Origin of the sequence: Arthrobacter sp. S2(2024) (assembly GCF_036662515.1) — a bacterium.
In the GTDB taxonomy this organism is placed as follows: domain Bacteria; phylum Actinomycetota; class Actinomycetes; order Actinomycetales; family Micrococcaceae; genus Arthrobacter.
The window spans coordinates 1-11564 of sequence record NZ_JAYKZI010000007.1 but is presented as its reverse complement, the minus strand read 5'-3'; the positions used below and the strand labels follow the sequence as shown (position 1 = coordinate 11564).

9 protein-coding genes, 1 pseudogene and 2 riboswitches are annotated in these 11564 nt (G+C 65.4%); of the genes and pseudogenes, 7 read left to right on the top strand and 3 right to left on the bottom strand.

Features of this window, described 5'->3' with window-relative positions:
- Nucleotides 1–233: 233 nt before the first annotated feature.
- On the top strand, nt 234–956 hold the full coding sequence (locus tag VLA65_RS14580) for an SAM-dependent methyltransferase (protein WP_332602925.1): 723 nt from the start codon (nt 234–236) through the stop codon (nt 954–956).
- Here VLA65_RS14580 and VLA65_RS14575 read toward each other — a convergent pair.
- Nucleotides 953–2437 carry an MFS transporter gene (locus VLA65_RS14575; protein WP_332602924.1) on the bottom strand — a complete coding sequence of 495 codons (1485 nt, stop codon included), beginning with the start codon at nt 2435–2437 and terminating at the stop codon, nt 953–955. The genes VLA65_RS14580 and VLA65_RS14575 overlap by 4 nt on opposite strands.
- Nucleotides 2438–2589: 152 nt before the next feature.
- Between VLA65_RS14575 and VLA65_RS14570 the strand changes: the two genes are divergently transcribed.
- Together VLA65_RS14570 and VLA65_RS14565 are read left to right on the top strand one after the other, a co-directional pair.
- Nucleotides 2590–3855, top strand: coding sequence for an alkaline phosphatase family protein (locus VLA65_RS14570; RefSeq protein ID WP_332602923.1), 1266 nt, complete (start codon nt 2590–2592; stop codon nt 3853–3855).
- Complete coding sequence (locus VLA65_RS14565; RefSeq protein ID WP_284991886.1) at nt 3852–5003, top strand: alkaline phosphatase family protein; 1152 nt, start codon at nt 3852–3854, stop codon at nt 5001–5003. The genes VLA65_RS14570 and VLA65_RS14565 overlap by 4 nt, the downstream gene beginning before the upstream one ends.
- On the opposite strand, the gene VLA65_RS14560 is transcribed toward VLA65_RS14565, so the two are convergent.
- Nucleotides 5000–6028 (bottom strand): Lrp/AsnC family transcriptional regulator, encoded by a 1029-nt coding sequence (locus VLA65_RS14560; RefSeq protein WP_284991885.1) that lies wholly within the window; start codon nt 6026–6028, stop codon nt 5000–5002. The two genes, VLA65_RS14565 and VLA65_RS14560, sit on opposite strands and share 4 nt — an antisense overlap.
- Before the next feature lie 143 nt (nt 6029–6171).
- Here VLA65_RS14560 and VLA65_RS14555 point away from each other — a divergent pair, with 143 nt between their 5' ends.
- Together VLA65_RS14555 and VLA65_RS14550 are read left to right on the top strand one after the other, a co-directional pair.
- Nucleotides 6172–7392: a M20 metallopeptidase family protein gene (locus tag VLA65_RS14555; RefSeq protein ID WP_307055427.1), complete on the top strand. Its 1221-nt coding sequence runs from the start codon at nt 6172–6174 to the stop codon at nt 7390–7392.
- A gap of 28 nt (nt 7393–7420) precedes the next feature.
- Nucleotides 7421–8713: an MFS transporter gene (locus tag VLA65_RS14550; protein ID WP_332602922.1), complete on the top strand. Its 1293-nt coding sequence runs from the start codon at nt 7421–7423 to the stop codon at nt 8711–8713.
- 81 nt (nt 8714–8794) lie between these two features.
- Here VLA65_RS14550 and VLA65_RS14545 read toward each other — a convergent pair whose 3' ends face one another.
- On the bottom strand, nt 8795–10081 hold the full coding sequence (locus VLA65_RS14545; RefSeq protein WP_442880311.1) for an MFS transporter: 1287 nt from the start codon (nt 10079–10081) through the stop codon (nt 8795–8797).
- Between the two features lie 102 nt (nt 10082–10183).
- Here VLA65_RS14545 and trmB point away from each other — a divergent pair, with 102 nt between their 5' ends.
- On the top strand, nt 10184–11107 hold the full coding sequence (gene trmB, locus VLA65_RS14540; protein ID WP_332602921.1) for a tRNA (guanosine(46)-N7)-methyltransferase TrmB: 924 nt from the start codon (nt 10184–10186) through the stop codon (nt 11105–11107).
- Nucleotides 11108–11193: 86 nt separating this feature from the next.
- Nucleotides 11194–11292: riboswitch (glycine riboswitch) on the top strand.
- 1 nt (nt 11293) lies between these two features.
- Nucleotides 11294–11397, top strand: a riboswitch (glycine riboswitch).
- Between the two features lie 49 nt (nt 11398–11446).
- Nucleotides 11447–11564: pseudogene (locus VLA65_RS14535) on the top strand (lipoyl synthase); the annotation flags it as partial.

Genomic DNA, 11564 nt, shown 5'->3' with positions numbered 1-11564 from the left:
CTTTGGAACCAAGCCAAATTCGGGGACTAAGCGGGCATCACTGCACATCAAGTAGATCTATTCTAGCATCCGCGGGCCGCGGGCCTTTCCACAGGGCAGGTTCACGCAGGCGGTGTTCCCCCAAGTAGCTCGCAGTTGTTGTCGTTTTGAGGGCTTATAACGACAACAACTGCGAGTCAGTTGGGTGGGTACAGGCGTTGCCTCGCGGGGCCACGTCAGGGCAGGCTTGAGCCATGACGCACCAGCACGACAGCGGAGCCCACCTTCACGGCGAAATCCACGACAGCGGAGCCCACCTTCACAGCAACCCTGACCAGGACGCCGACCCGGCGCTGTTTTGGGACGAGGTCTACCGGGAGAAGGCGAAGAGGTGGAGCGGGAATCCCAATCCGCAACTCATCGCGGAAGCCAAGGAACTGGCTCCCGGCACCGCCCTGGATCTCGGCTGCGGGGAGGGTGCGGACGCCATCTGGCTCGCCCAGCACGGCTGGACGGTGACCGCGGTGGACGTCTCCGCCGTCGCGCTTGAACGGGCAGAAGCCCATGCCGTCGACATCGGGCTACCGGACCGGATCACGTGGCTGCAACGGAATTTCGGCTCGTGGCACCCGGAAGCGGGCTTCGATCTGGTGTCCTCCCAGTTCCTGCATTCTCCGCTTCTTCCGTGGCGCGATTTCCTGGCCTCGGCTGCGGCGGCCGTGGCTCCCGGCGGCGCTTTGTTGGTTGTCGGGCATCATCCGGATGGCCTGACTCCGTGGAGCGGGCACAAGGACATGAAAGACAAGTTCTTCACTCCCGAGGACTTGGTCGAGGCGCTCACAAACGGTCCGGGGACGTGGCGGATCAACGTTGCCGATTCCCGCGAACGCGCGGTGACGGGCCCTGAAGGCCAACACGCCACCACCATCGACAGCGTGCTCCGGGCCACCCGGACATCCGGGGCTCACACGTCCTAGGCCCGCACGTCGTCCGCTTCGGCTGCGCGGTGCGCCTCGGCGTCCACCGCATGTTCAACACCAGGAGGCCGCCGGGCCGCGACCCGTGGCGCAATGACGAGCCCGACGACGGCGATGGCCGACGTCAGGACGAACACCCCCGCGAAGGAACCCGCCGTCGTCGTCAGCGCACTGAAGACGAGACCCGTCACGGCGAGCGAGAGGGCGCCGCCGAGGGAATCGGAGATGGACATCGCAGAACTGTTAAAGCCTTGATCCTCGGGCTTGGAGAGCGCCAGGGTCATGACACTCAACCGCGGGTACATCAGGCCCATCCCGGCGCCCGCGAACAGCCAGCCCGCAATCGCCACTCCGGCGGGCCACGCGAGCACCGTGGTCACGAGGACGATGACCACCGAACCGAGCACCAGCGCAGACCCGATCTTGACTGCAAGGGCGTTGCCGAGCCGGGAACCCATGCGGCCCTGGACTGCGGACGCCGCTGCCCAGGCAATCGCCGATCCCGTCAGCGCAAGTCCTGCGAATGCCGGGGAGAACGAGTACCGCTCCGTGAGGAGGTACGGCACGTAAACCTCGGTACCGAAGAAGGCTGCTGAGGCAACTCCGCGCATGAGGATGACGCTTGGCAATCCGCGGTGCGCGCCGAGCGTGCCGCGCGGGACCAGCGGCCGCACTGCCAGCATGGCGATGACGAGCGCGACGGCGGCAATCACCCATCCGACACCGGGCAGCTGTCCGGAGAGGTTCAGGCCGAGAACCGCAAGGGCGGCGAGGGCGGCCCACCCCATGCGGCCGAAGGCCCAGGGAACATCGGCGCCTCCAGGCTTCGCCCCTCCGGCGCCCGCCTTGGGGGAGCTTGGCTCCGAGGAGCCCGCTTCCCGCGCGTCCGGCGTGGACCGCACCCCCCGCATGGCGGGAAGGATCATTGCCAAGGCCGGAACCACCAAACCCACGACCCCGAGGAACACCCAGTGCCAACTGCTCAACTCGGCAACCACGCCGGCGGCGAAGGGACCGATCATCGAGGGAATGACCCAGGCCGCCGAGAACGCGGCAAAGACTTGGGCATGCAACCTGGCGGGGTAGACCCGGGCGATCACCACATACAGCGCCACGGTCATGGCGCCTCCGCCGAGGCCTTGGACCAGCCTGCCTGCCACGAGCATCTGCATGGAAAGCGCGGTACCGGCGATGAGCAGCCCGGCCGCGAACAGCGCAACGGATGCGTACAGCGGGGCGGCCGGCCCACGCCTGTCCGCCCAGTTTCCTGCGGCCACCATGCCGATCACGCCCGTGGCGAGCGGACCGGCGAAGGCCAACGCATAGAGTCCGGCACCGTCCAGATCGCGGCTCACGAGCGGCATGATGGTAGTGACGGCCATGGATTCGAACGCTGCCAGGAAGACCAACGCACAGGCACCCGCCGTCGCCAGGAGATAGGGGCGTTGCAGTATGCCGGCTGTTGCGTCGTGGCTTGTCATCATCCCAGCCTAGAAGCCCAAACGAGTTTGGGGCCACCTTCAAAATCCATTCAAGTGATTAATATTCACCTGAAATTAACTCTGGGCAAACTCTGTACTAAATAGCCGACTATCGGTTGTTCCCGTAATCATTCCGTGATGCACTGCTTGGCGTGAACTTCACAAGACGCAACTTCCTGTCCGTTGCCGGATCTGCCACGGCTGCGACGCTTGTCAGCGGCGCCACCGTGAGGACCGTGCCCGCTGTAACCGCACTCCCACAGCCCGGTTCCTCAGGCATCGACCACATCATCGTGGTGATGATGGAAAACCGCTCGTTCGACCATTTCCTTGGCTGGATGCCTGGCGCGGACGGAAAACAGGCCGGACTGACGTTCGTTGACCGCTACGGCATTCCGCATACAACCCACCACCTGACGGATTTCCAGGGCTGTGGGCATCCGGACCCTGACCATTCCTACGAGGGCGGCCGGATCCAGTTCAACAACGGCAAGAACGACGGCTGGCTGCGGGCAGGCGAGAACGATGAATTCGCCGTGGGATACTACGATTCGAGCGACCTCGACTTCTGGCGTCAAGCGGGTCCCGACTGGACCGTCTGCGACCGCTATTTCGCAGCCACCCTCGCCGAAACGTATCCGAACCGCTTCTACCAGCACTCTGCTGCCACGGACAGGCTCCATAACTCGACCGTCACCAGCACCCTGCCCACGATCTGGGACCGCTTGGCAGCCGCCGGCGTTCAGGGAAAGTACTACTACGGCGACGTTCCCTTTACCGCCCTCTGGGGAACAAAGTACCTCGGCATCTCCAGGCCCTACGCCGAGTTCCTCAGCGACTGCAGTTCCGGCAAGCTGCCCTCGGTGTCCTTCGTGGATCCGCGCTTTACGGATGAGTCCAGCGGAACCTCCGGCGACGACCACCCGCACGCCGACATCCGCTCGGGCGAGCTCTTCCTGGCGGAGGTCTACAACGCCGTGACCAAAAGCCCCAACTGGGCGAACACCATGCTGGTGGTCAACTACGACGAATGGGGCGGGTTCTACGACCACGTGCCACCGGAAACGGCACCGGACAGCAATCCGGATACCGCCCGGCGCGGCTTCCGCGTCCCGTCCATGGTCATTTCTCCGCGCGCCCGCAGGCAATACGTGGCGCACGATACCTACGACCACACCTCAATCCTGAAGGCCATCGAGTGGCGCTGGGGGCTTCAAGCCCTGACGCCTCGGGACAATGCCGCGCGCAACATCGCCGAAGTGCTTGATTTCCAATCAGCACCCAATTTGACCGCTCCCACGTACCTCGTGCCGCCTTATGCCGCCGGACCGGCCTGCTCGCCTGTCGGGCCGCCGGCGGAGGAAGAGTGGGCCGGCCTGAAACAGAAAGCACTTGCGGACGGATGGACCCTGCCATGACCTTCAAGAACTTCGCCATTTCCAAGATGCGGCTCGGATTCGCTGCGCTGCTGGTTGTCCTGCTGGGCGCCTCCTGCATCGCCTTCGGATTGCAGCAGACCGAGGCACAAGCGAGCGAACCCCAAACCGTCCAGAGCTCCGGGTACCTCCCGGGAGCCAAGCACGTGTTCGTGATCAACCTCGAGAACAAGGGGTACGACACCACATGGGGACCGGGTTCGGCGGCACCGTACCTTTCCACCACACTGCGCAACCAAGGCGTCCTGCTGAACCAGTATTTCGGCACGGCACACAACTCGCAGCCGAACTACGTCGCCCAGATTTCCGGTCAAGGACCCAACCCGCAGATGCAGGCCGATTGCCAGACGTACTCCCCGTTCGCGAAGACCGGAACAGCAGATCCCGGCCAGGCCGTTGGGGACGGCTGCGTCTTCCCCGCCGATGTGCCCACGGTGGCAGGCCAATTGACGGCAGCGGGCAAGACCTGGAAGGGCTACATGGAGGACATGGGCACGCCGTGCCGCCACCCGGCCCTCGGCGCACCCGATGACACCCAGAAAGCAAGGGTCGGGGACCAGTACGCGGCCCGCCACAACCCCTTTGTCTACTTCGCGGGGATCACGGGGTCGCCGGACTGTGCGAAGAACAACGTGGACCTCGGAGCCCTGAAGACCGATCTCGCTTCGGTCTCCACCACGCCCAACCTGTCCATGATCACGCCGAACCTTTGCCATGACGGACACGACTCCCCCTGCGTTGACGGACAGCCCGGCGGCCTGACCAGCGCCGATGCCTGGCTAAAGCAGTACGTTCCGCTGATCACCTCGTCTCCCGCCTTCCGCCAGGACGGCGTCCTGGTGATCACCTTCGACGAATCCGACAGCCCCCAATCAGACGCTTCCGCGTGTTGCGGCGAGGGCCCCGGGCCCAACTCCCCGCTTCCCGGGATTGTCGGACAGGGCGGCGGCCGGGTGGGCGCTTTGGTCATCTCCCCCTTCACCAAGGGCGGCACCTGGTCCACCACGCCGTACAACCACTACAGTCTGCTGGCCAGCATTGAAGACACCTTCGGCCTCCCGTATCTCGGCTACGCAGGCACCCCTGGGCTGAACCGCTTCGGACTAGACGTCTACAACGCCGGCCTCTAAGCCAAGCCGACGGCGGCGGTCGGCACGACGGCGCCGGTCGCCGTCGAGTCCGGGTTCAGCATCCAGCCGACCCGCTTGGCCGTGCTGAGCATCACGACGCTTTCGACGAGTTCGATCCCGGGAATGCGTTGCTGGATGGCGAGTTCCATCTCCATGACCTCGGCCAGCGAGCGCAGCCACATGATGATCACAAAGTTGGTGCTGCCGGTGGTGGAGGCCGTGAACCTGACGTTCCTGACGGCCCGCAACTCGGCGGCCGCGGCCTCGTGCTGGCCTGCTGGGACATTCGCGAACCACTGGCACGTCATGGGATAGCCGGAGAATTGCTGGGCGATTTCGCAACGGAAGGACAGCATCCGGCTCGCGAGCACCCGGCCGAGCTGCCGTTGCACCGTTGCAGGGTGCCGCCCCAGTGCGCGTGCGATTTCCGCGGCCGAAGCCCGTCCGTCCCGGGCGAGGAAGGGAAAGAGCTCCATATGGCTCGCCGGCAACGGGGTGACCTGCGCGTAAGGGGCGGACGGATTGAGCGCTTCCGGCCCGGCGAGGGCGCGCAGGGCCTGCTGCTCCGCCCGGCTCAGGACGTTGAGCCGCCACGCATAGCCGCTCGTGTGGATCCGGGTGCAGAGCGAGGTCCGGTATTTGGTGAGCCCCCGGATTTCCTTGAGCTGGGGCAATAGCCGGCTGCTGAACTCACCGAGGTCCTGGGTGATCACGGTCAGCATGAGGTCACGGTTGCTGGCGGCCTCCTCGACCGTGATGATCTCCGGAATTGCCGCGAGCGCGGCCGTTACCTCTGGCCTGAGGTGCATTTCGCAGTCCACGTCCAACAGGGCAAGGCAGGCATGCTTGGGGTCGCCCATGAGGTGCGCCGTGGTCCAAGCGGCTCCGGATTCCCGCAGGCGGTCCCATCGGGAGGCCAACGTGGTGGCATGGACGCCCAGGACCTCCGCGGCGTCGGACCAACTGATCCGCGGCGAGATCTGGAGGGCATTGATCAGCCGGAGGTCCTCCTCACTGAGTTCCATCAGCGATCCTCTCCTAGTCGATGCGCGATTCTTGTTAATTCTGGCATGTTCCTGAATTTTTACAGGGCTTTGGAAGATTGTGAGGCTAGTCACTCCACAATGGCTATGGATACCTACCAATCGTTCAGGAAACAGGAGAACAGATGTCGATCGCCGCAGACGCCCAAGAGATGCAGGGAGAAATCGCCCGGTTCCGCCACGAGCTCCACCAGGAACCGGAAATCGGCCTGGACCTCCCGCGCACCCAGGAAAAGGTGCTCAAGGCGCTCGACGGACTCCCGTACGAAATCACCCTTGGCGAGAGCACGACGTCGGTCACCGCAGTCCTGCGGGGCGGGGCGGCGCACGCCTCAGCGCAGAAGCCGGCTGTGTTGCTCCGTGCCGACATGGACGGACTCCCCGTCCAGGAGCGCACCGGCGTCGAGTTCTCCTCGAAGATCGACGGCGCCATGCACGCCTGCGGCCACGACCTCCACACGTCCATGCTCGCCGGAGCCGCAACCCTCTTGGCCGAGCGGCGCGATCAATTGGCCGGCGACGTCGTCCTCATGTTCCAGCCCGGCGAGGAAGGCTTCGACGGCGCGGGCCACATGATCCGCGAAGGCGTCCTGGACGCCGCAGGCCGCCGTGTTGACGCCGCCTACGGCATGCACGTCTTCTCCTCACTGGAACCTCACGGCCAGTTCTGCACCAAAGCTGGCGTGATGATGAGCGCCTCGGACGGACTCTTCGTCACGGTCCTGGGCGCCGGCGGCCATGGCTCGGCGCCGCATTCGGCCAAGGACCCCGTGACCGCGGCCGCGGAAATGGTGACGGCGCTGCAGGTCATGATCACGCGTCAGTTCAACATGTTCGATCCCGTAGTCCTGACCGTGGGCGTGCTGCAGGCGGGTACCAAGCGCAACGTCATCCCCGAATCCGCGCGTTTCGAAGCCACCATCCGCACATTCTCGGAAGCCTCCCGCGAGCGGATGATGACTGCGATTCCGCAGCTCCTCAAGGGCATTGCCTCCGCGCACGGCCTTGAGGTGGACGTCGACTACCGCGGCGAATACCCCATGACCGTCACTGACGAGGACGAGACGCACACCGCCGAGGACGTCATCTCGGGAATGTTCGGCGATTCCCGGCTCTCCCGCTGGGCCACGCCGATCAGTGGCTCGGAGGATTTCTCCCGGGTCCTGGCCGAAGTTCCGGGAACCTTCGTGGGCCTCAGCGCCGTGCCGCGGGGCGTGGACCACACCACCTCACCGTTCAACCACTCTCCCTACGCCACGTTCGACGACGGCGTCCTGTCCGATGGTGCGGCGCTCTACGCAGAGCTCGCGGTCTCCCGTATCGCCACCCTCGCCGCCGGCAACTAACCACCACCCCCAGACCTTGGAGCAAGACATGACCGCAACCGTAGGCGCTTCAGCCACAGCCCAGGTTCACAAGTCCCATCTGCGAACCCTCGTCGGCACCGGCATCGGCAACGCCGTCGAATGGTACGACTGGGCCATTTACGCCACGTTCTCGCCCTTCATCGCCAGCGCGCTCTTCAGCAGCGCCGACCCCACGTCCGCGGTCCTCTCCACCTTGGCGATCTTCGCCGTCGGATTCGTGGCCCGGCCGTTCGGCGGCTTCGTCTTCGGCTGGATCGGCGACCGGATCGGCCGCAAGACGTCCATGACCATCGCCGTCGGCCTCGCGGCTGTCGGCAGCCTGTTGATCGGTATCGCCCCGACATTCCAGGCCGTTGGGGCCCTGGCATCCGTCATGCTCCTGGTGGCCCGCCTCATCCAGGGCCTCGCCCACGGTGGCGAGCTGCCGTCGTCGCAAACGTATCTGTCCGAAATGGCGCCCAAGGAAAAGCGCGGCTTCTGGGCGACCCTCATCTACACCTCCGGCACAGCCGGCATCCTTGCCGGGACGCTGCTGGGCGCCATCCTGACCGGTGTGCTGAGCAAGGCCGACATGAACGCCTGGGGCTGGCGCGTGCCGTTCCTGGTGGGCGGCGCCCTGGGCATCTACGCCTTGGTCATGCGGGCCAAAATGAAGGAGACCGAGGCGTTCCAAGCCGAAGCTCCGAAGGAAAAGCGCGAGCCCATGTGGCCGCAGATCGTCAAATACCGCAAGCAGGCCCTGCAGGTTATCGGGCTGACCGTCGGCCTCACCGTCGTCTACTACATCTGGGGCGTCGTGGCGCCGAGCTACGCGGCCAGCAGCCTCAAGATGGATCGTGGCGCAGCCTTGTGGGCCGGCGTCATCGGCAACGTCGCGTTCATCGCGTCGCTGCCGTTCTGGGGCAAGCTGTCCGACCGCATCGGCCGCAAGCCCGTGCTGATCGTGAGTTCCGCCGGGGCGGCGTTGCTGCACTTCCCCATGACGTGGCTCCTGAAGGACTCCCCTTGGCAGCTGGCCGTTTCGATGTCCGTGATGTTGTTTTTCATTGCCGGCAGCGCCTCGATTGTCCCGGCCGTGTACGCCGAACTGTTCCCGACCAAGATCCGCACCGTCGGCGTCGGCGTCCCGTACTCCATCTGCGTTGCGGTCTTCGGCGGGACGGCCCCGTACCTGCAGACGTGGCTCGGCAGCATCGGCCAAGCCAACATGTTCAACGTCTACGCCGTGATCCTGTTGGCCATCGGTATCGCGTTCGCCTTCATGATCCCGGAAACCAAGGGCAAGGACCTGACGCACTAACCTCCCCCTTTCGGACCCAACTGACTCGCAGTTAACGTCGTTTTGAGCCCTGAAAACGACAACAACTGCGAGTCAGTCGGGCTAGCCGACGTAGCGGTTCCGACCGGCGCGGAACCCGAAGAAGGCCGCCAGGGACCCCACCACGAGGAACAGGATGCCGGCTGCGGCGAAGCCACCCGTCGCTTGGTGCAACTGGCCGACCATCAGTGTTCCCGTGGAGCCCAAGCCATAGCCGACGCCCTGCATCATGCCCGAAAGGTGCGCGGCGGTGTGCGAATCGCGGGTACGCAGCATGATCATGGTCAACGCCACGGCCGTGAGGCTCCCCTGGCCAAGGCCCAACAGTCCGGTCCACACCCAGATCAGGTCCGTGGGGCCGAAAATGCTCAAGGCGAAGCCGCCGCCGGTCATGAGGGCCACCACGGTGTTGATGACGCGCTGGTCCTTGAACCGGGCCGCTAGCCCCGGAGCAACGAACGAACCAAGCATCTGCAGGACAATCGACACCGACACGATCAAGCCGGCCGTCCCGCCGTCGATCCCGCGGTCACGCAGGATCGGCGCCAACCAGGCGAACACGCTGAAGGACATCATCGCCTGGAACACCATGAAGGCGGTGACCTGCCAGGCGACGGCGGAACGCCAGACGTTCGCACCGCCGTCGGCCGCGTTGTGGCGGACGGGGTGCTGGCGGATCGCCAGCGGCAGGAAAAGCAAAAGTACGACGGCGGCGGGCAGCGCCCAGAACCACAGCGCCGAGGTCCAGTGCCCGGCCGCCGTGAAGACGGGGTAGGTGAAACCGGCACCAAGCGCGGCAGACGCGCAAATCGCCGTCGTATACAGGCCGCCCATGAGTCCGAGCCGATGTGGGAAGTCGCGCTTGACCACGCCGGGCAGCAGCACGTTGCACAGGGCGATCGCGGCGCCGCACGCCGCGGTTCCGGTGAGCAGTGCGGGCAAGTGCCCCGCTCCGGCGAGGTCCACGGGTCGGATCAGCAGCCCCGCTGTCAGCACGGCCATCGCGCCGAGCAGCACCCTCTCGGCACCGAAACGGCGGGCCAGGATGGGCGCCAGCGGAGCGAAGACACCCAGCAAGGTCACCGGCACGGTGGTGAGGACAACCACCGCCCAGCCCGGCAGACCGGCGTTGGCGGTGACTTCCGGAAGGACAGCCGAAAAGCTCGAGAAGACCGTCCGCAGGTTCAGCCCGATGAGCACCAGGCAGATCCCCAGGAAGACGAGTCCGCCGCGCGTTTTGACCTGGGTGGGCTCGGCGGCGGGGAGCTCGTCGATCTCGGCGTCGACAAGTATCTCGGCGACGCCGGAGTGTGGCTTGGTGTTCTTGGGGGCGCTTGAAGCGGGGGTCACCAACCCATTCTGGCAGTCACTCCCGTGCGCGGACGCCTCGTGACGGGAGAGTGCGCAGGTTCCGCCGCGGGCGTTTGGTCCTGCAACGGTATTCTGGAGGGGATGAGTGAAACCCCAGAATCCCCTGAAACACCGCAGTCTTCGCGCCCCGTGACCCCCGGCAGCCAGGCCTCCTTCGGCACCTACGGCGGCCGGCCGGTCAGTTTCGTGCGCCGCGGGACGCGCCTCCAGGGCCGCCGCCAGGCAGCGTGGGAAGAGCACTCGGACCGCTGGGCCATCCAGGTTCCGCGGCATGTCGCCAACACCTCGGTGCACCCGGACTACGTGTTCGACGCCGAAGCGGAGTTCGGGCGCAAGGCACCGCTGATCGTTGAAATCGGTTCGGGACTCGGCGACGCCGTATGCCACGCTGCGGAGGAGAACCCGGACAAGGACTTCCTCGCCGTGGAGGTCTACACCCCGGGCCTGGCCAACACCATGATCAAGATCAACAGCCGCGGGCTCAGCAACGTCCGGGTGGTCGAAGCCAACGCGCCCGAGGTCCTGGCTACCATGCTTCCTGCCGGTTCGGTGAGCGAGCTCTGGGTCTTCTTCCCCGACCCCTGGCACAAGTCCCGGCACCACAAACGCCGCCTCATCCAGCCCGCGTTCGCCGAACTCGCTGCGCGGTCCCTCAAGAAGGGTGGCCTGTGGCGGATCGCCACCGACTGGTCCAACTACGCCGTCCACGTCCGCGAGGTCCTGGCCGGCTCAACCGAGTTTGAAAACCTGCACGACGGCGAGCGGGCCGGCGCGGACAGCCCCCTTACCCAAGTGTGGGAATCCGGAGTCGAATCCATCGTGGGCGGGGCCCCCGTCAAGGAAGGCCGGGCACCGGTCAGCACCGAGCACACCGGCCCCAACGAGGGAGTGGACCACGTAGGCGGATGGGCTCCGCGCTTCGATGGCCGCATCCGCACCAGCTTCGAAAACAAGGCCCACGAGGCCGGGCGCATGATCTTCGACCTTAGTTACCGCAGGATTTAGCTTCACGAATGCTCACGTGCCCTTTGCGTGCCGCACAGGCACCGGATACCATGTGAGACGTGTCACCGGAAGGCGGCACACGCTTATGATCTGCGGCGGGAGAGCCCTGCCGGTACGTTTCAGCAGGCGCCGTAGGAGCAAATCCTCCCCAGGAATCTCTCAGGCCCATGTACCGCCGCGGCAAGGCAACTCTGGAAAGCAGCCCGGGCAACCGGACTCACCGACGGTGCAAGCGTCCAGCCGCAAGGCAGGGACGCGGAAACTCTCAGGTCCAATACAGAGCGGGGAGGAACCGAATCATCGTGGTGCGTCCGCGCCACCTGAATTATGGAGTTCCTCATGACCCTGGCACCTGAAGGCCGTAAGCTGCTGCGCGTTGAACAGCGCAACAAAGCCGTCCCGGTCGAACGCAAGCCCGAGTGGATCAAGGCCAAGGTCCAGATGGGCCCGGAATTCG